This is a genomic window from Chloracidobacterium sp. (assembly GCA_016711345.1).
In the GTDB taxonomy this organism is placed as follows: Bacteria; Acidobacteriota; Blastocatellia; order Pyrinomonadales; family Pyrinomonadaceae; genus OLB17.
This window is the reverse complement of sequence record JADJTD010000001.1, coordinates 1984120-2004677: the sequence shown is the minus strand read 5'-3', so window position 1 is coordinate 2004677 and position 20558 is coordinate 1984120. Positions and strand designations below refer to the sequence as shown.

Here is a 20558-nt window from a genome sequence, read left to right as displayed (position 1 = left end):
CAACTTATGGCAAACCTTTACCCCGAAATTGAGCCGTTCGACAGCGGAGTGTTGGCAGTGTCGGACATTCACACGATATATTACGAACGCGTTGGTAACCCCGAAGGCATTCCTGTTGTTTTCCTGCACGGCGGGCCGGGCGGCGGACTCATATCGACGTATCGGCAGTTTTTTGATCCGGCGGCGTATCATGTAATTCTCTTTGACCAACGCGGATCGGGCAGATCGACGCCACATGCGGAACTCACCGAAAACACTACATGGGACCTCATCAACGATATGGAGTCGCTGCGGGAAAAGTTCAACATCGAAAAATGGCATGTGTTTGGTGGTTCTTGGGGTAGTACGCTGAGCCTCGCCTATGGCGTGACGCATCCTGATCGCTGCCTTGGGTTGATACTTCGCGGGATTTTCCTGACCCGAAAGAAAGAGTTGGATTGGTTTTATCAATACGGTGCGTCCGAGATCTTTCCTGATTTCTGGGAACGCTATCGCGACGAAATTCCCGAGGCCGAACGCGGCGATTTTATCTCCGCATATCACAAACGACTCACCAGCGACGATGAGAGCGTTCGCCTTGCCGCGGCCCGCGCATGGAGCGTATGGGAAGGCTCGACCTCGAAACTTTATCCCGACAAAGACCTGATGGATCACTGGGAAGGCGAGCACGAAGCCCTCAGCCTCGCCCGCATCGAATGTCACTATTTTATGAACAATTCGTTCTTCCCGACAGAGAATTATCTGATCGAAAACGTCGATAAGATCCGTCACATCCCGACCGTTATCGTTCAGGGCCGATACGACGTAGTTTGCCCTATCACGTCCGCCTGGGAATTGCACAGAGCCTTTCCCGAGGCCGAATTTATCGTCGTGCCTGACGCGGGACATTCGGTTTCCGAAAAGGGAATAAGCTCAGCGCTTATCGAAGCTATGGACCGCTTTAAGGCAAAGCACTCAAAATCTGCGTGAAATTTGCCGCTATAAGCGGTATTATGAGTTGAGATAGTCCAAAGACTTCAAGGATCAATTATATGGGTAGTTTCGGAACAACAGAAATCTTATTGATAGTAGCGGTTTTGTTCTTGCTTTTCGGAGCAACGCGTTTGCCGCAATTGGCAAAATCGCTCGGACAATCGCGAAAAGCTTTCAAGGATGGCATGCGCGAGGCCGAAGAAGAAGAAAAAGCCGATCAGCAAAAAATGGCATCGGCACCCGCAGCTCCACAGATCAATCAAATGAGCGACGATGCACTAGCGGAAGAAATGCGACGTCGGACAGAGGCTAATCAATCGTAGAATAATTTAGCTCCTAATTCTTTTCGCCCGTTAAAAGCGTAGCTTTCACCGAAAATCTAAAAGACAGATCGACGTCTTCGGCGTCTATCAACTGAGCGAGTTGCTTTACAGCTCGCTCTCTTTCCCCTTCATCAAGCACTTCGAGCCAGATCGGCATCAGGAAATCATCGACGAGCGGCGACGCGATAAATTCCTCACCATTTTCGTATTCAAAAACCTCTACCGCCGTCTGTGTGTTGACATTCACAAGGCCTACACGCTTGGCGATCTCCTCGATATATGAAACTGTCGGAAGCTCGGCAACAAGTTTCTCAACCGCCGCGCCGTGCTCGGCCAGATCTTCATTAAAAAGGACTTCCCACATCAATGAAAAGATCTCTCCATAGCTGCCTGCCGTTGGCAAAAATATCGCTATGTCCCCGCCTGTTCGCGATACACGGATCGTGTTCTCGATAAAAGATTCAAGGTCTGCCGGACGGACAAAAGTTGCATCCGCCAAAACTGCATCAAACGCATCGTCCTCAAACCGTATCGTCGAAAAATCAACACCTGAACTCACTGCGGCCGCTTTATCGCGAGCGATCGTCAGCAGATCCTCGTTTTCAACGGACGCAAAAATGTCTGTCTTCTCACCAAACCGCTCATGGACAGCCATCGCGTGTCCGCCGGTTCCCGCGTTGATATAAAGCATATTTTCCGAATCGCGCAGATCCATGTGCTTATCGACGAGATCGGTAAACCGCTGCGTCCATTCACTTTGAATATAAAGGTCTCGTAAAAATGCGAGCTCCTTTTGTGTCTTTGCCATACACAAATAATTTAACCGCATTGCTGTGCATTTCGCCAATAATCTACTATCTTTTGGAGCTGTTCCAACCATTTTTGAAAAGAATATTGTGTTTCATGTAAAAAACGCTTGACAAACTGTGAAATTCATGATAGAATAATTTCTATTGTGCATTTTTGGATAAAAATTAGATCTTTGACAACTAAATTGAGAACCGCCCGTTAACAAATTGCGCGCCGGATACAATTTATTTTTGTATTATCGTTGTCTGCCTCGATCCCAGATGCAGATAATACACAAAAGAATTTTGAGCTAATTGTCTAAGAGTTGTGCCTTAGACTTGAAGGCCAGAACCGGGAGCGATAGCGACTGGGTTTCTGACGAGTTAAGTTCTAGGCCGCACGAATGAACACGCAGCTAATTTCGCTTTTCTTTGTGTTCTCTGTGCCTTTGTGGTGGAAAGTCCTCTGGGACGCGCTATTTAACAAACCGAAACTCGCCAAATTTCTCAGGGACGTGAAAATTAGGTTTCTCTGTTTCGGTTGGCTGCCAGGCGAGATAGCCGCGAGTCGGATCTTTCCCGACGCAGCGAAAAAGGTTGCCGAGCCAAACATCGCCAACTTTAGGTGTTTTTCCCAGGGACGCAAACGGAATTTTGATCGCCATCACGACTTTGTCGTGTCCGACCTTTGCTGCAGATGTCATTCCTGATTTGTAATCCCAATCGGTTTTCCGTTCCAGGGACGCAAGTATTTCGATACCGAGATCGATCCACTCACCATTCGGCGCGATCTCGAATTCGAAATACTTATTTCTCTGGGACGCATCCGGCGCAATGAATATCTCGCAAACATCACGATCCCAAAGCCCGCGTATCTTTTGAGTAATATCAGCCTTTTCGCTCACAACAAGCGGCTCGTTCTGGGACGCGCTGAATCGAACATAAAGCGCTGTATTAGACCACAATAGCTTCGCCTCGAACTGCCGTCCTTTAGGAGCCTTTTCGCCCGACCAATAAGTAGCAATTTTCGTCAGGGACGCGCTTTTCCAAGCCGAATCATCGAGCCGCTCGATCGCGAAATCTTTAACGATGTGCTTTATTGTCAGGCTGTCAGATTTCGCCATTTTGTTCTGGGACGCAACTGTACCGATCCCCAAAATGAAGAAAGCGACAGTCACTATAGTTACATGCTTCATCACACAGCCATTTCTTTACAACCTATCGTCCTCACGTTCGATATTTGTATTCGTTAGCTTGCCGCTAAGAATGCCGCGGAATTCCTCGATTGGACGTTCAGGAACGAGTTCTATGTGATTTCCGTAGCAGATGACCCGCAGCTTATCGCCCGGCGAGATTTTAAGTGATTCACGAACTGTCGACAGGATTGTTATTTGAAATTTCGAAGAGACAGTAACAGTTTCCATATCGATAAGTCCTACATAAAGAAACTGTTAGCCGAAATAAATGGCTGTTTTATGTTCGATGCTCAATCGAGCATTTTCATAAAGTTCAAACCAGACAAGCCGCTCAATCCAAAACGGCGTTGAATCTTCTTCCTCGTTAGATAGGAATTCAGCGGTTTCATCACTCAAATAACCGTCGGTCAATCGTATGTTAAGATGGGGCGCGATTTTCACCAACTCCTCCATCAATCTTACGCTCGAACCAAGCATTTCTCCCGAAACGCGGTCGTCCACAATTACTTCGTCAAAATCTATCGGCAGATAATAACCTTCCGCGTCCGAGTGGCAAAGTAAATGAGAGTCACAATCGGTTTCCAAAACTTGTTTGTAATAAGGGTCATCATCAATAGGGTCTTGACCTTCAATCAAAGGGGTCGGTAGCTGTGACGAATCAGCTGTGACGTGGGCGTAAAACCTACGCAAGTAATGAAGAAACGAATATGGAAAACCGCCCATTGTGCCTCTAGTGGTCAGCGAGGGGAAACTTTCCGGCTCAACGTGAGCAGGTAATTTGCGTTCGGATAAAACAAGATTGATTTGCTCTATCTCCTCACGAACCCAATCAGCACCTTCAGGGTCGTTCTCCATTTCATCAGCCAATATTCCAACGCTAATCGCTAAACCCATAGATTTATTTTGCTCTGACCTTTTGCCTCTCCGTTATTTCCGAGAAGAATCACCCGTCATCACAATAATACACCTAAATTTGTAAGCAATCACGAACAAATTCATTCTCGAAATAGGATCCGTTTTAGGTACCTGTATTCAAAACTGACCGAAATGCCATCTTTGCGAGTTTCCAGGTGCGGTCCCAGTCGATCTTGCCGCCTTCGTCGCGGCCCATGATCTTGTTGACAAACATCTTGCGAAAATCGTTACCCTCGCGGCGGAGCATAAATTCCTTGGCGTAGGGTTTGGCGGTTTCAAAGAAATTGAATTCCGGATCGGTAATGATGCCGATGCCTTCGAGCGTCATCAGGGCGCGCATTATGTAGGTAAAATTCGACGGCAGGCGAAACGGATAATCGTACATCACGTCGGCCAGATCGTAGGTCAGCTCTTTGAAATTTACATCCTTGAGCTTCAGGTTGAAATGAAACTCGAACATCTTTTCGACCACCGGTTTTACAACGCTCGGGGGCGTGCCGGGCTTTAGAAAGTCGAGTTCGATCAGGTCCTCGGCAATGCCGCCCGGATCTTTATCAACCACGTGAAAGAAAGCGTCGATCATCTTCGCCTGTAATTGCGGCGTGATGCGGCCGACCATTCCGAAATCAAAAAACGCCACGCGACCGTCCGGCATTACGAGCAGATTGCCCGGATGCGGATCCGCGTGGAAAAAGCCGTCCTCTAAAAGCTGTTTGAGGTAAGTCTTGATCAACAAACGATTTACCTTTGCCGGCGAAATGTTGCGGCGGGCTTGCTCGTCGAGATCGGTGACCTTTGTGCCGTGGATAAATTCCATCGTCAGCACTTTTGAAGTGGTCGCGTTCCAATAGATCGTCGGGACATGGACATTCGACCAGTTCTTGAAATTGTCACGAAACCGCTCGGCATTTTTGCCTTCGGCAGAGTAGTCCATTTCCTCATGGATCGTAGAGTCAAATTCGCGGAGCATACCCGACCAGTCGGCATTTTCATTGAGCTGCGGAAAGCGTTCGGCAAAGTTTGCGACCTTTTTGAGGATGACAATATCGCCCTTGATCGTCGCTTCGAGATTGGGCCGCTGAACTTTTACAGCAACTTCTTCGCCTGTATGCAGACGAGCACGATAGACCTGTCCGAGCGAAGCCGCGGCGACTGGCTCAAGCTCAAATTCAGCGTAAACTTCGTTGATCTTATGGCCGAGTTCGTGTTCGATGATCGAAAAGGCGACATCATTAGGGAACGGTGGAACCTGATCGACGAGCGTACCTAGTTCTTTGACAAACGGCAGCGGCAAAAGGTCGGCACGCGTGCCCATCGACTGGCCCATTTTGATAAACGTCGGGCCGAGTTGAATAAGTTTTTCCTTTAACCAGACGGCCTGCTTTTCCTGATTCGCTTCTTTGTTATCTGAGTTTCCGATGAAAAATCGCCGAAGCAAAAGCATGAAACTCTGAAAGAACCAAAGCCGAACAGCGTAGAGTTTTTCACCATAAACCGCCGCTCTCGTCAGCCGCTTAGCTTTTTCTAAACGTTCTTTTTTTTGTTTATTTTGCTGGCCTTGATGAAGGTCAAATTGATCGAGATAAAGATAAAGCGCCAACATTGAGATAACTCGCGAAACCTCAAAAAGCCGCCAATAACCCCGTATTGCGTGATAGTTGCCCTCAACTTCGGTCTCCACCTTTTGCAACTCGCGCTCTTCCTCGATCAACTGCTCATTCGTGACCTGTTTTGCGATAGCAAGCTCATTTGTAGGAACTAGCAAATGGCCATTGCTGTCAGCATTGACCGCTGTTATATCTCTTTCAATTGTCGTCGTTTCGGCCATTTTTTTACGCGGCGCTCTTAAAGAAGCGCCAGCATGTTCTTTACGCCCTGATGGTGGAAATAGTTCCTCGCTCGCTCCGAGTCCTTTTCGATCTGTGCCTTTAATTCGTTGATGCCGTTGAATTTACGCTCGTCGCGTATCCGGTGCAAAAATCGTACACGAAGCACATTGCCGTATAGGTCACCGTCAAAGTCGAATATATATGTTTCGATGGATGGGTCCGCATCGGATTCAAATGTCGGTCGAACGCCAATGTTCGTAATGCTCTTTCGCCAAATGCCGTCGATCAGCGTGGCCGTTGCATATACGCCGAAACGCGGAATAACGCGGTTATGAGGTTTCAGATTTGCCGTCGGAAACCCGATGGTATGGCCGCGTCTGTCGCCGCGAATGATAACGCCCTCGACTCCGTAAGGACGACCGAGCATTCGACGTGCAAGATTGATGCGGCCTTCTGATAACAGTTTGCGTATCGCAGACGAACTGATACGTATCCCTCGTATCTGCACTTCATCAACCTCGTCTGCAACAAAGCCAAGCTTACCGCTCATCTCTCTGAGCAGTTCGATATTGCCGCCGCGATTCTTTCCAAACGCAAAGCCTTTGCCGAGGTAAACTTCCTTTGCATGAAGACGGTCGCGGATTATATTTGTCAAAAAATCCTCTGCCGGCTGGCTTGCAAAGTCGCGGTCAAACTTTACGACGATCGCCTGCTCAATACCGAGTAGTTCAAAATTAGCAAGACGTTGGTCAAGCGTCTGCAGCAACGGCGGAGCAGTTTCGGGATGAAGCACCGAACGCGGATGCGGGTCAAACGTTATTGCTGTCGCATTAGCCTTGACAGACCTCGCACGCTCGACAACCGTCTGCATTATCCGCTGATGCCCAAGATGCAGGCCGTCAAAAACGCCTAAGGTCAGCACCGTCGGCTTTAGAATATTGGCGTTCTCAATACCGTGAAAGATCTTCATCGTTACCTGAAATGGTATTTTAGCTGCCGAGAATAGGCAACTCTCATAACGACCATCATCTTTGTGTTCTCAGTGTCTTCCCTCAGTGTCCTCTGTGTTAAAAAAAGGAAATTAAACACAAAGACCACAAAGGGAAGACACAAGGTCACAGATAAATTCTATTTAGGATTCGGAAGCAATTTTTGCATTTCACCTTTGGTCAGGATGCGATATGCAGGGTGATTGGCTTTTTCGTAAGTTTCGCTGTGGTGGATGGCGGGAAAATCTTGTGACCCCTTTTCGTTGGCGAGTTCGCTCCACGCCGCGTAGTCTAGGGTTCCAATAGATCTTTTCTTTAGTCGCTTACCCAATGCCGACCACGCATCGACGAAACTCGTCTGCTTGGTCTTAAGTGCGCGGCTGCTCGCCAGAAATGCTTCTAGCAAATCGTCTACCTTGCCCCCACCTGCTTTGAACGGCCGCAGATTCAATCGCCCGATCTCGCCACCCCGACACAGAGGTTCCCAGATCGGCTCGTTCGTAGCCGGTTTATCCAAAGTCTGCCATTCATCAGCGAGCCATTTCCGTGCCGATTCTTTGTCCGGCACTGCGTGTTCTCCACCGCGTGTTGCCTGATAGAGCCATTTGTACGCATCCTCGATACGAACATTCTTGTTCGCTGACCATTTGGGAATAGAAAAACTGAGTAAAGCGGAAGGCAAACGATCCAACGCAACGGTAGTGAAAGGTAAATTATTTTTCTCCCATTCTCGCCAAGCATCCTTATTTCCGCGTACCCAATTCCCATAATGGTCAAGGATAATTCCTGACATATATTCAGGATGTGAAACCCCTCGATCGGTAAAATACTTTTGCAGACGTGAGGTGCCCCATAATCCCCAATTATTCCTCATCCACATTCCTAAACCGTGATGATACCCGCTCATGTTCGGCGATTGAAGTATTTCATTCTTATCCACCTCATCCAACAGTTTGTCCAATTCAGGGAAACACTCGCCGAGATTCGCAGGAATGTATCGGCCGTCAATTGTTTTCGCTACGAGGTTTTTCTTGGTGATTTCTCGTTGCTCACGCAATTGTTGCTGTCGCTCTCTTCTGGCTAGAGAATTACTTGCCTTACGAAAAAAGAAATATTCTTCGTTGAAATGCCACTTACCAAATACTGCTGGAATATCGCTAGTAACAAAGCGGTTCGAGGAAAAGAAACTGATTATCTTTTCTTTCGGCAAATCGCTAAAAACATCTATTTTCTCTATTTCTATAGATCCGTTTTGAAGTATGTACCCGCTAAGAGTAAACCCGTAATTCTTGTACTGGTCATCCTGTCGCGAACCCACATCATAAACTTTCATACCCAACACACTAGCAAGAGATTGATAAGTGTCTTTGCCTGACCGAAGGCGAGGAAAGTCTAAAAAAACAGGCGCGTCAAATCGGTGCATTTGAACTTTATTAAACCTACCTCTATTTTTTATATTTTCGTAGATTTGAGCAAAAGGTTGAGAATCGATATATCGTGTTTGCGTCAGACTAAATCTATGTATATTTTTCTTTGAATCAGTTATGTAAACGAAATCGTCAAAACTAAAGATCGCAAATTGATTCAGGAATTTTTCCTGGTCATTTACGCCCTGTTTATAGACCTTCTTATAGGATGCTGTTCCCCAATTACTCGCTTCACGGTCAACCACTTCCTCGTCGTTTGAATGTTCGATTTCACAACGTTCTTTTTTCAAATCGCAGCTAGTTATTTCAGAAGCAGTATAGCTTTGTACTAGGAGACCGTTCTTGTAGATCGAAATGCTTTTCAAACCATCACGTTTTTCATCAGCCCCCCAAGTGATGACATAAAAAATCACTTCGCCGTCATTGCTAAGTACCAAGTTATTCGAGTCAATATCAACAGAATCGAACCCGCGATTTACCGTATATATTGGTGTTTCGGATCCTCGCCGATAGACATTTGTTATACCAGGAAGGCTCGGAAATCTGTTGTCATATGGTATTGACTTCAAATAGAAATCTTCGTTTTGAGAAAAAAGTGTGATTGTGTGGACTGCGGAAGACGATGCTTGCCCAAATATGCCAGTGAACAACAAAAATATTGGAAATATACCCCAAAGGAGTCGCATTTAATTTACCATCCCAAAATATAAGCAAACATCAGCGGAGCGACTATCGAAGCATCGCTTTCGACAATGAATTTCGGTGTTGTGGCTTCGAGTTTGCCCCAGGTGATTTTTTCGTTTGGCACGGCTCCGGAATATGAGCCGTAGCTTGTGGTGGAATCTGATATCTGACAGAAATAGCCCCAGACTGGCACATTTTCACGCTGCAAGTCTTGATGGAGCATCGGCACAACACAGATCGGGAAGTCGCCAGCGATGCCGCCGCCTATTTGGAAAAATCCGATGGTTGAATCGTCCTTTGCGTTTTCCGTGTACCATTCGGCGAGCATCATCATGTATTCGATGCCTGTGCGCACGGTGTGGACGTTTTTGACGTCGCCCGTGATGACGTGGCCCGCGAACATATTGCCCATCGTTGAATCTTCCCAACCGGGCACGACCATCGGCAGATTCTTCTCCATCGCGGCGTACATCCAACTGTCTTTGAGATCGATCTGGTAATACTCCTCAAGCGAGCCGTTCTTGAGCACTTGATACATGAATTCGTGCGGGAAATACTGCTTCCCTTCGGCATCGGCCTTGGTCCAGACATCGACCATCGCCTTCTCAAGCCGCCGCATCGCTTCCATTTCGGGGATGCAGGTGTCAGTAACGCGGTTCATATGCCGGTCGAGCAGATCCTGTTCATCAGCCGGCGTCAGATCGCGGTAATGCGGTACACGTTCGTAAAAATCGTGAGCGACGAGGTTAAAAAGGTCCTCTTCGAGATTAGCTCCGGTGCACGAAATGATCTGCACCTTGTCCTGCCGTATCATCTCCGCAAGGCTCAAACCAAGCTCAGCTGTACTCATTGCACCAGCGAGCGTGACCATCATCTTTCCGCCGTTGGTTAGATGTGTTTTGTAGCCCTCAGCCGCATCGATCAACGCTGCCGAGTTGAAATGCCTGTAATGGTGCTTGATAAATTCCGTTATCTGTCCGTTCATACCATCTATATTACCCGACCGGGATGTGCTGGGCTAGCGTTCACGATAGAAGGAGACGCGATGCTTAAGCTGAGGGTGATACTCAACGGTCAGCAGCGTTAGCACAACTCACCGTCTGGTCCTCGAGGGTGCGGACTCAGCCCGTCTTCACACCGCTGTTCCCGAAGAGATTACGCTCCGTTCGGTTGAGCGGGATCCGGAAGAACCTGTTAAAAATTACAGTTGCGGCGAGGCCGGCAAGGTAGTATTCTTCCCTCGAGTTAACGTTGCACTTCTGGGCTGGTTCGGCCATCGGCCGTTAGCCGGTAGGGTCAAAAAGCAACAGAAGCATCAGGGAGCAATAACAGTTATAGAAACAGTCGATCGATCCGCCGCTGGCGGGCCCTATAACATCGTATTCATTCTGACGGATCAGGAGCGCCATTTCCGCCCGAATGAGATCCCTAAGGACTACCGCCTGCCGGCCCATGAGCGACTCGTGGAGAAAGGCGTTGTGTTCGAAAACCACCGCATCAACTCCTGCGTGTGCACGTCCTCGCGCTCGGTGATCTATACAGGTCGTCACATCCAACAGACCAAGATGTTCGACAACACGAACTTCCCCTGGATGCAGAGCATGTCGACCGATATCAAGACGCTCGGCCACCAGCTCCGCGAGGCCGGCTACTACACCGCCTACAAGGGCAAATGGCACCTCACTCGCGAGTTCGAGACCGACAACACGCTTGACGCTCCGACGAAGATATTCACCAAGGAGATGGAGGCCTACGGTTTTTCCGATTACCTCGGGGTCGGCGATATCATCGCTCACACACAGGGCGGCTACCTCCACGACGGCATGATCGCCGCCGCCGCCGCTAGCTGGCTCCGCGGCAAGGCCTCGCAGTTGGCGGAAGAGAAAAAGCCGTGGTTCCTGGCAGTAAATCTGGTCAACCCGCACGACGTGATGTTCTACAACAGCGACGAGCCGGGAGAGGTTGTGCAGGGTAAAAACAATCTGACCCATATAGCCGGTGATCCGGAGCATGAGATGTACGCTAAGAAGTGGGATTTCGAACTGCCGGCCAGTTTCTCGCAGGCGATCGACGGGCCCAGACGCCCCGCCGCACACACCGACCACACCATGGGGAACGACGCGATGACCGGCCCGATACCGGTGAACGATACATGGCGCTGGCGCAAGAGGCACAACTTCTATCTCAACGCGTTGCGCGACGTCGACCGCCACATCATGACGGTGCTCGATGAACTGGAGGATCGCGGCCTCGCTTCCAACACCATCGTTATTCTGACCTCAGACCACGGTGAACTCGGCGGCGCGCATCAGATGACCGGCAAAGGCGCCACCTCCTACCGCGAGCAGAACAACGTGCCGCTGATCGTCGCGCATCCGGCCTACGAGGGAGGCAAGCGCTGCCAGGCCGTGACCACGCACCTCGACCTCGCGCCGACCCTGATCTCGCTCACCAACGCGAGCCCCGAGACAAAAGCGGCGATCACCAAGGATCTTCCGGGCAAGGATTTCTCGCCTGTACTCGCCGCCCCGGAGCAAGCCGACATCGACACTGTGCGCGACGGCCAGCTGTACTGTTTCAATATGTTCGCCTCGCTAGACGGCGACTTCCTAATGAAGGCGCGCGATCTGCTGAAGGAGGGCGGACCGGCGAAGCTCAAGGAAGCCGGCCTGCACCCGGACATGATGAAACGCGGTGCCATCCGGAGCGTGTTCGACGGCCGCTATCAGTTCACACGCTATTTTTCGCCCAAACAGCACAACCGGCCGACCACGCTCGATGAGCTGTTCGAACTGAACGATGTCGAGCTGTTCGACCACCAGAACGACCCGAACGAAATCGAAAACCTCGCGATGGATCGAGAGAAGAACGCCGACCTAATTATGGCCATGAATGCCAAGCTGAACAGGCTGATCGATGACGAGGTGGGCGAGGATGTCGGACAGATGCTGCCCGGCGGCGTGGATGGTGGCTGGGTGGCCACACCCGCCGTGCACGATCTATGATCTGTGAGGATCCGGCCCGAATCTGTGGCCGGGTCGAGCAGGTTCCGCAGAAATTGAGAAAACCCGGAAGGGAGCATTTCCTGTCCGGGTTTTCTTATTGGCTAGGACGCAAAGGCCTTAGAATGCCTCGCTGAAACTGACCTCCCCAGCCACCGCGACCTAATACGCTGAGACGCTACGTTCAAAGAAGTTGGCGAGTTCCTGAACGTCCTAAAGTTCATGAACGCGAACGGATTCTTTGCTCCGTTACTCTTTCGTTATAGGCCTCACCATCCTTTTGATCAAAAATTCTTTCTCATGTGATATGTGTCACATGTCGTTCAGGGTTTGCGTGAGAGCATTTAGGTAGGCGAGTAACTTTAAACGCCGAGTTCAGGTGGCCATTTTACAAAATTGCCGCCTCAATGAGAACCGATGACGACCGGTCGATTACCACTCGCTCTAGGAGGTATCGATATGAGCAATAGTTTCAATGGTCGTGATTCGGTTCATTCATTTTCATCAAGCACTCTTTTTTCCTGCCTTTTCCTTTTATTAGCTACAGCGGTTTTAGTTATACCGGCTCAGACCGTTCCACCGGTTCTAGACCTGCGATTCATAGGCAATGGAACGGTGACAGCCGTGAACAATGCCGGCGCTATTGTTGGCTACAGAACGGTCGGCAGCACCTTTCAGCCGCTAGTGAGCGTTGACGGTCAGCCGTTTGCACCATTGCCGGCACCGGCGGGTTCGATGACGACTTTCCCGACCGACATCAATAACAATGGTGTCATTGTCGGTGTCTCATACAGTCCGCAATGGGTGGCAGTCGCCGTGAGATGGACGCCGGAAACAAGTGGTTATGTTTTGCAGGTCTTGCCTCGCATCAGCAACGACCCAACATCATTCGCGACGGCAATCAACGATGTCGGAAAGATCGTTGGCTCACGGAGCAATTTAGGTTATCAGCCGACCGGCCAGGGTTGGGTTTACAGCGATTCTGCGGGCTTCACGGCGCTGGCATCTTATGGATTTTGGATCGTGCCTCGCGATATCAATAATTCCGGGATCATCGTCGGCGGACAAGAGCGGCTCAACCTCGTGACCGGACAGGTAGACGTGACCGGGCAGGGGCCGGCAAATTACAATGACATAACCAGCACGGCAATTAATGCAAGCGGCATGATCGCAGGGTCGTCAACGCTTCGCTCGACGTCGTTGAATATCGTTTCGGTATTCCGACGCGGTCTCGACGGAATCTGGACATTCATCGCGGGCTCGAGCCGATATACGTCGGTACAGGGCATCAATTCACTGGGCGACATCGGTTACGGCGAACTCGGAGCGGGCGTTTATCTGGATGGCTTAGGCACATTTCCGGTTTGGAGTTTGTTGGATCCGGCGGTTACGAGTGCAGGATGGACAATTACCGGCAACGGTGCATTTATTAACGACAGTCGACAGATCGTTACGATCGGACGCAATACGGTTAGCGGTGAGAATGGCGTAGTTTTGCTTTCGCCGACAGGGACTTTGCCGCCTCCGACCGCTCCAACCGGATTAGATGGTGTTGCCCATCCTGGGACTCGGATGGAGCCTTATAATTCGATCGATCTCAACTGGGCGAACACAAGTCCGCTGACCAACGGTTACGAGTTGCAACGAAGTGTTGCCGGTAGAAATGAATGGGTAACTCTATCTCTCACACCGCCTGGAACGCCTACTCATCATTCCGACACGACTGTCGGCGTCAACATAACCTACGATTACCGCATCAGAGCCGTCGGTATCGGCGGTCCGAGCCCGTGGTCCAATATTGCGACTGTAACGTCTCCGGCAACTCCGCTTGATATTACGCCGCCGGAGGTCGTGCTCCTTGAACCCTCTGAGGGAGCCAATGTTTCCGGGATCGTTCCGGTAAGGGCCCTGGCGACTGACAATGTTGCGGTTGAATATCAGGAGATCAGTTTTTGGAACCAATACTCGGGTCAGCAAGTGGTAATCGGATCGACTGACGGCGGCGGCGAACTTTCCCTAAACTGGGATACGAGCCAACTCGTGCCTGCAACATATAAGATCAGAGCTTACGCATATGACACGCTAGGCAATTGGAATCAGTCTGAGGTGAACGTCGTAGTAGGAACTTCTGTGTCTACAGTTATGCGTGTTAGCGAGATCCTTCTCACTGCGGTAAACGTTAACGGGATCACTGTTTTTGGAAAGGTCAAGGTCAGGGATGCGGCAAGCAATCCTGTGCCAGACGCAGCCGTAGAGATAATATGGAGCACTCCGAATGGAGGCTTAGCGTATCACTCAAGTCAAACGAACCGACTTGGCGTTGCATCGTTTTCCGTGAACTCCATTCCCGGGAAGTATCGGTTGACCGTTACGAATGTGGTGAAGTCGGGGGTAGAATTTGACCGTCCAGGTAGCCAGTTAACCGCAGTACTAGGAGGTTTTGTTACGGCGGTCGATATGGACGCCGCGTCTTTTTGACCTGGCATTTTTCTATCTACTTTTTACATGGGGGTCTAGAATGCTTCGCTAAAGCTAACTTCGCCGGCGACGGCGACTTGATAGGCCGAAACTCGGCGTTCGAAGAAGTTGGCGAGTTCTTGCACGTCCTGTAGGTCCATGAACGAGAATGGATTTTTTGCTCCGTAAACTTTTTGCAGGCCTAGCATTACCAATCGCTGATCAGCAATGAATTCGAGATACTGACGCATATCGGCGACTGACAGGCCCGAGATGCCGCCGCTGAGGATGTCTTCGGCAAACTGCATTTCGCACTCGACTGCTTCGTCGATCATCGCGACGATCTGGCCGTGGAGCTGGTCGTCAAAGAGTTCCGGCTCTTCGTTGCGGACCTCTTTGATTACATCGAGGGCAAACGCCATGTGAGCCGATTCGTCGCGGAAAACCCAGTTAGTTCCGGCCGCAAGGCCGTGAAGCAAGCCCTTTGACCGCAGAAAATAGACGTATGCGAACGCCGCGAAGAAAAACAGCCCTTCGATACAGGTCGCAAAGCACATCAGATTCAGCAAAAACTGCCGCCGGTCATCCTTTGTCTGAAGAGCGTCGAGACTCTGGATCGAGTCGATCCATTTAAAGCAAAATTCAGCTTTTTTATGGATCGATGGAATATTCTGAACAGCCGCAAACGCCTGTTCGCGTTCTTTGTGGTCGGGAATGTAAGTATCGAGCAGCGTCAGGTAAAACTGAACATGAACGGCCTCTTCGTAAAGCTGCCGTGAGAGATACATCCGCGCTTCGGGTGAATTGATGTGCTTGTAGAGATTGAGGACAAGGTTGTTCGAAACGATCGAATCGCCGGTCGCAAAAAACGCCACCAGACGATTGATCATATGACGCTCCGACGGCGTCATCTTATTTCGAAGGTCGTTCACGTCAGTCGAAAAATCAACTTCCTCGACGGTCCACGTGTTCTTGATCGCATTTTTATACATTTCATAAAACTGCGGATACTTCATCGGTCGAAGCGTTAAATTGAAACCTTGATCTAACAGCATAATTTCCTTTCCCGAACATTCGGAATAACTGACAACTCCTGAATTAACCCGTGCCGAAAGGCGGCATCCGCTTGAATAACGCCACGCAATCTATTTTCGCCTCTTTCGCTTATACGCATCACTTCAGGATGACTTCTCGGATCAGCTCACTGCCAAGATTTTTCCTATAGGCACTGCGCTCTACCCTCGCCTTGTTCTGATCTTTTGGACTGCCGACCATCTTTACGGCGATTGCATCTTCTTCGGCTCTTCGATCAAAAGCGGCCATATTTGCATATGTGATCATGAAGATAACATTGGGCTCCTCGGGTGTCTTAGGGCGCGCGGCAAACACCTTGTAGTCGATAATCAACTTAGCCTTCTTTTTGGCTTCATTCAACGGCTTCCAAGTTGAGTTGAGCCAGTCAACGTATTCGTCAAAGTGGCCATACTCGATCTTTAAGTAGGTCACAGAGGTTACCGGCCCTTCGTTGTACGTAACGCCGACTTGGGCATGGGCAGCTATTGCTGATAGCGCGAACGCTGACAGAAGCGCCAGGGATCGGATTATTTGGATCATTATTTTCACCTTGCGGAAAGTTAGTGCGGCCTAAATGATAACTGATGACTTCTTCAGAACTTATCAATTTTCAGTTATCACCTATAACTTACTCCGAATCGAATTACTGGCAAGCTTCACAAGCTTCCGGATTTTCTAATGAACAAACCAACGCTTCTTCATCTGTATATATTTTCTTCGTAGGCTCTTCGATTAAGGATGCGATGTTGTCAGCAGCCGCAACCTGAGCGATGCGGGTCGCAGGCCGCGAACGCAGGTAATATGTCGTCTTCAAACCTTTTTGCCAGGCGTACATATACATCGACGAGAGCTTGCCGATGTTCGGGCTTTCCATAAAAAGGTTGAGCGACTGGCTCTGGTCGATGAAGGCCCCGCGGTCAGCTGCCATGTCGATCAGCGAACGCATCGGTATTTCCCAAGCCGTGCGGTAGATCGCTTTTAGCTCATCATTAAATTCGGCGATCTCCTGGACAGAGCCTTCGCTAAGTTTGATCTTGTTGCGGATCTCATCGGTCCACAGGTTGATCTTCTTTAGTTCTTTGACTAGATATTTATTGATCTGGACAAAGTCACCCGACAGCGTTTCGCGTTTGAACAGGTTCGAAACCTGCGGCTCGATGCACTCATAGCAGCCCGCAATCGAAGCGATAGTAGCGGTCGGTGCAATTGCGATCATCAGCGAATTGCGCAGGCCCGTAGCCATTATCTTTTCACGCAAAGCGTTCCAACGGCCCATGTCTTCGGGGGTGATGCCCCAAAAATCGAACTGCAGATCACCGTGTGCAGCGCGTGTTTCGAGAAACGCCGGATGCACGCCGCGTTCGATAGCAAGATCGCTGGAAGCATCGAGTGCCGCAAAATAGATCTCTTCCTGAATGCGTGCCGATATCTTTCGAGCCTCATCAGAGTCAAACGGCAGACGCATCTGAAAGAAAACATCCTGCAAACCCATAAGCCCAAGGCCGATGTTGCGCCAACGGTTGTTAGAATCTGCCGTCGAGGCGATCGCGTAGTAATTGAGGTCAATCACCTTATCCAACTGACGGACAGCGAGCCGCACGTTGCGATGCAGTTTTTCATAATCAAACTGGCCGTCCTTTACATATCTCGCCGCATTGATCGAGCCGAGATTGCACACAGCCGTTTCATTGTCGGACGTGACCTCGACGATCTCCGTGCAGAGATTTGAAAGGTGAACAACATTTTCGGGCCTTGCGGTCTGATTTGATTTACGGTTGCTGGAGTCCTTAAAGGTCATCCAGCCGTTGCCGGTCTGCGCCATCGTCCGCATCATCTTTGCGTAGAGGTCGCGGGCGTTGACCTGACGCATAAACAGGCCTTCTTCCTCGGCTTTCAAATATGCAGCTTCAAATTCTTCGCCATAAAGATCAGGAAAATGCGGCACAACTTTTGGGTCGAACAGCGACCAGACACCGTCGGCCTGCACGCGTTTCATGAACAGGTCCGATATCCAATTCGCCAGATTCAGGTTGTGCGTGCGTTGAGCTTCATCGCCGGTGTTGTCACGCAGTTCGAGAAAGTCCTCAATGTCGGCGTGCCAAGTTTCGAGATACACACAGCACGCACCTTTTCGTTTTCCGCCTTGATTTACGGCGGCTACAGATGAATCAAGCGTCTTCAACCACGGCACAATGCCATTCGAATGGCCGTTCGTACCGCGGATCAACGACCCACGCGAACGCACCCGATGATAGGCAATTCCGATGCCGCCAGAAAACTTAGAGAGCATGGCGACATCGGAATACTTGCGGTATATACTATCGAGGCTGTCCTGCGGGCTGTCGAGCAAAAAGCACGAAGAAAGTTGTTCGTGCTGTGTGCCCGAGTTGAAGAGCGTTGGCGTCGACGGAACATATTCCAGCGACGAGAAAAGACGATAAAGATCAATTGCTTCGTAAGGGTTTTCTGCCAGTCCGCAGGCGACGCGCATCCAGAAAAACTGGGGCGATTCGATAACGTCGCGTGTTTGCGGATTTTTCAAAAGATAGCGGTCATATAATGTGCGCAGGCCGAAAAACTCAAAAAGGTCGTTTCGCGTCTGGTCGATAGCGTCGTTCAGCTTGCGGCTGTTTTCGATCACAAAATTGGCAACGCGTTCGCCGATCAAACCTTCTTTAACCCCAAAAGCTATCGATTGTGAGAACGAATGTATCTCCTGATTGCGAACCTCTTTCTCGATGTACTGATTCAACAAACGTGCCGCGAGCAGTGAATATTCCGGCTCCTCAAAGATCAGGCTGGCCGCAGTTTGGATCGAAAGCTTATCGAGTTCCTGTGTCGTAGCACCATCATATAGGCCGCTGATCGTCTTTGTTGCAATGCGAAGGCTATCGACCGACGGCAGATTAACGCAGCATCGCGTGATCGCGCGGACGATCTTATTTATATCGACCGGTTCGAGTGATCCGTTCCGTTTGCGGACCTGCATTGAGGTTTGTGCGTTGTTGTCTGTTTGGCGGGTTGCTGCTGTGCCGGTTTGTGCTGAGAACGTATCCATTTTGGTAGCCTGTTTGCGTGAAAAAGAGAGAGAAAGTCCCACCTCCACGCTTGGTGTTTTTCAAGCGTGGCCGTTGTTCACACTAATATATTTGTGTATTTGCAGGCGGGTCTTTGGATAAAAAATCAAAGGCTATTTCCTGCAGTGGTATAGACTATATTGTAGTCAAAACGCTTTGTCAACACTAAATGTGGTGGTTTTAAAAGTTTCTGCTAAGTATAGATTTTGCAACATTTAACGCGCGCAGGATAAAGTTATGGGTTAAATTGACACGGGTTTTACAGCGCGAACTGTGTAAGTTTAATTTAATCAAGAATTAAACAAGTCGTAACAGCAACTTTGAGGAAAAAATTGTCAGGATCAGAGCTGATCAACAACCAATTCGTCGTGGGCAAACGACACGTTGTCGGGCAAAAGGCTGGAATCGCGTTCGTGGAGAATGTCGTGGTTGAGGTGCGTGAGAAAAGCACGTTTTGGACGGAGATCGGCGATTATTTCAAGAGCTTCTTCGAGGCAGAGATGCGTCGAGTGAGGTTTGATACGGACACAATCCAATACCAGAACATCGAGATCACGAAGGCCGTCCATCGACGCAGGCGGGATAATTTTCAAGTCGGTCGCGTATGCAAAATCGTTAAAGCGGTAGGCGATGACCGGCAGTTTACCGTGGATAACCTCAAGCGGCGTTATTTCAAGATCCTCGCCGATACAAAATGGCGAATTAGGCTGAACCGTATGCGGTATCAATTGCGGCAGGCCGCCGCCAAAATGTGTTGGATTGAAAATATATTGAAAAATCCGTCGAAGGTCGGTCCACGCGATCTCATTCGCATAAACGCCCATCGCTCCGTGGCGAAAGTTCAACGGCCGAATGTCATCAAGCCCAAAAACATGATCGACATGGCAATGCGTGATCAATACAACATCGAGATGGCTGATCTTTGCTCTCAAAGCCTGCTGCCGAAAATCAATTGAAGTATCGACCAGTATCTTTTTATCCCGGTGCTCAATAAGAATAGAAACACGCAACCGTTTGTCACGCAAATCGTCCGAAAGACAAGTCTCACAGTCACACCCGATAGACGGAACGCCAGTCGAAGTACCTGTACCGAGAAATGTGAGCTTCATCTAAGAAGATTTAACCACAGAGAACACAGAGAACACAGAGAGATATGGAAGAAAATAGTTGTGGATTTTCTCAGTGCTCTCTGTGTTCTCTGTGGTGAATCTATTTCTTGCCTAAAATATCAGAGCCGGAGAATTGCTGGGCCGCCTGGGCTTTTAGTCTTTCTTCGGTTGCTTTTACGAGTTGCACATACTGCAGTCGCAGATCGCCGAGAAGGCCTTCAAGCAAGCGGCTTTCCTGTGGATGAAGATTACCTTTGGTCTTTTCTTTCACCATTCCCAAAACGTCGAGCCAGTATTTGCCTGTTTCCAGATCAAGCGTTCGCTTTCCGGTCGCCGGATGCGGAACTGCGCCGAGAGCAGCGGCGGCGTTGGTGGCCAGTGTTGAGAGAAAATTTACAAAGCTCGCCGGATCTTGTGCTCCCGGCATCTCCTCACCGTCTTCTTCGCCCGGAAATTTCTCTTCCTCATCCATCGGGCCGATGTGAGTTTCCTGAACTTGCTGCTTTGGCGGCGACGCAGGAGTTTCTTCAGCCGGAGCTACCGGTTTTACCGGCGCTGCATCGAGCGTAACTCCGTCGCGCAGCGAGCCGTCAGCGTTGAATTTTCGCTTGTCAGCGACCTTGTAATGTACTTCTTCGTTCTCGTCGTCGTGACCGATCATATATTTTCACCTTGGTTTGATAGTAGCATTTTGGCCGTTAGTCTCGGAAGTCGTG

General features: G+C 49.7%; 17 protein-coding genes. 4 read left to right on the top strand and 13 right to left on the bottom strand.

Going from position 1 to position 20558, the window contains the following annotated elements; translation table 11 throughout:
- Nucleotides 1-6 precede the first annotated feature (6 nt).
- Nucleotides 7-969, top strand: coding sequence for a prolyl aminopeptidase (gene pip, locus IPL32_08370; GenBank protein ID MBK8465831.1), 963 nt, complete (start codon nucleotides 7-9; stop codon nucleotides 967-969).
- Nucleotides 970-1031: 62 nt separating this feature from the next.
- Entirely contained in the window at nucleotides 1032-1295 is a 264-nt protein-coding gene (gene tatA / locus IPL32_08365; GenBank protein MBK8465830.1) for a twin-arginine translocase TatA/TatE family subunit, read from the top strand.
- Between the two features lie 13 nt (nucleotides 1296-1308).
- On the opposite strand, the gene IPL32_08360 is transcribed toward tatA, so the two are convergent.
- From IPL32_08360 to IPL32_08325, 8 genes are all read right to left on the bottom strand, one after another.
- Entirely contained in the window at nucleotides 1309-2103 is a 795-nt protein-coding gene (locus tag IPL32_08360; GenBank protein MBK8465829.1) for a class I SAM-dependent methyltransferase, read from the bottom strand.
- A 456-nt stretch (nucleotides 2104-2559) separates the two neighbouring features.
- A complete protein-coding gene (locus IPL32_08355) occupies nucleotides 2560-3207 on the bottom strand; it encodes a carbohydrate-binding family 9-like protein (GenBank protein MBK8465828.1) in 648 nt (215 codons plus the stop codon).
- 87 nt (nucleotides 3208-3294) lie between these two features.
- Nucleotides 3295-3507: an AbrB/MazE/SpoVT family DNA-binding domain-containing protein gene (locus IPL32_08350; GenBank protein MBK8465827.1), complete on the bottom strand. Its 213-nt coding sequence runs from the start codon at nucleotides 3505-3507 to the stop codon at nucleotides 3295-3297.
- A 27-nt stretch (nucleotides 3508-3534) separates the two neighbouring features.
- Complete coding sequence (locus tag IPL32_08345) at nucleotides 3535-4173, bottom strand: hypothetical protein (GenBank protein ID MBK8465826.1); 639 nt, start codon at nucleotides 4171-4173, stop codon at nucleotides 3535-3537.
- Nucleotides 4174-4297: 124 nt separating this feature from the next.
- Nucleotides 4298-6022: an AarF/ABC1/UbiB kinase family protein gene (locus tag IPL32_08340; protein ID MBK8465825.1), complete on the bottom strand. Its 1725-nt coding sequence runs from the start codon at nucleotides 6020-6022 to the stop codon at nucleotides 4298-4300.
- Between the two features lie 17 nt (nucleotides 6023-6039).
- Nucleotides 6040-6993, bottom strand: coding sequence for a bifunctional riboflavin kinase/FAD synthetase (locus IPL32_08335; protein ID MBK8465824.1), 954 nt, complete (start codon nucleotides 6991-6993; stop codon nucleotides 6040-6042).
- Between the two features lie 158 nt (nucleotides 6994-7151).
- Nucleotides 7152-8876: a hypothetical protein gene (locus tag IPL32_08330; GenBank protein MBK8465823.1), complete on the bottom strand. Its 1725-nt coding sequence runs from the start codon at nucleotides 8874-8876 to the stop codon at nucleotides 7152-7154.
- Between the two features lie 254 nt (nucleotides 8877-9130).
- Nucleotides 9131-10108: a deoxyhypusine synthase family protein gene (locus IPL32_08325; protein ID MBK8465822.1), complete on the bottom strand. Its 978-nt coding sequence runs from the start codon at nucleotides 10106-10108 to the stop codon at nucleotides 9131-9133.
- Nucleotides 10109-10457: 349 nt separating this feature from the next.
- Between IPL32_08325 and IPL32_08320 the strand changes: the two genes are divergently transcribed.
- Together IPL32_08320 and IPL32_08315 are read left to right on the top strand one after the other, a co-directional pair.
- Nucleotides 10458-12128, top strand: a complete 1671-nt coding sequence (locus IPL32_08320; GenBank protein MBK8465821.1) for a sulfatase-like hydrolase/transferase — start codon at nucleotides 10458-10460, stop codon at nucleotides 12126-12128.
- Nucleotides 12129-12584: 456 nt separating this feature from the next.
- Entirely contained in the window at nucleotides 12585-14603 is a 2019-nt protein-coding gene (locus IPL32_08315) for a hypothetical protein (protein ID MBK8465820.1), read from the top strand.
- A gap of 35 nt (nucleotides 14604-14638) precedes the next feature.
- On the opposite strand, the gene IPL32_08310 is transcribed toward IPL32_08315, so the two are convergent.
- The 5 genes from IPL32_08310 to IPL32_08290 all read right to left on the bottom strand — a co-directional run bounded on the left by IPL32_08310 (nucleotide 14639) and on the right by IPL32_08290 (nucleotide 20503).
- Nucleotides 14639-15637 (bottom strand): ribonucleotide-diphosphate reductase subunit beta, encoded by a 999-nt coding sequence (locus IPL32_08310; GenBank protein MBK8465819.1) that lies wholly within the window; start codon nucleotides 15635-15637, stop codon nucleotides 14639-14641.
- Nucleotides 15638-15755: 118 nt separating this feature from the next.
- Nucleotides 15756-16196 carry a hypothetical protein gene (locus tag IPL32_08305; protein MBK8465818.1) on the bottom strand — a complete coding sequence of 147 codons (441 nt, stop codon included), beginning with the start codon at nucleotides 16194-16196 and terminating at the stop codon, nucleotides 15756-15758.
- Nucleotides 16197-16299: 103 nt separating this feature from the next.
- Nucleotides 16300-18645, bottom strand: coding sequence for a ribonucleoside-diphosphate reductase subunit alpha (locus tag IPL32_08300; protein MBK8465817.1), 2346 nt, complete (start codon nucleotides 18643-18645; stop codon nucleotides 16300-16302).
- A gap of 429 nt (nucleotides 18646-19074) precedes the next feature.
- Nucleotides 19075-19842 carry an MBL fold metallo-hydrolase gene (locus IPL32_08295; protein MBK8465816.1) on the bottom strand — a complete coding sequence of 256 codons (768 nt, stop codon included), beginning with the start codon at nucleotides 19840-19842 and terminating at the stop codon, nucleotides 19075-19077.
- A gap of 100 nt (nucleotides 19843-19942) precedes the next feature.
- Nucleotides 19943-20503 carry a DUF1844 domain-containing protein gene (locus IPL32_08290; protein ID MBK8465815.1) on the bottom strand — a complete coding sequence of 187 codons (561 nt, stop codon included), beginning with the start codon at nucleotides 20501-20503 and terminating at the stop codon, nucleotides 19943-19945.
- Nucleotides 20504-20558 lie beyond the last annotated feature (55 nt).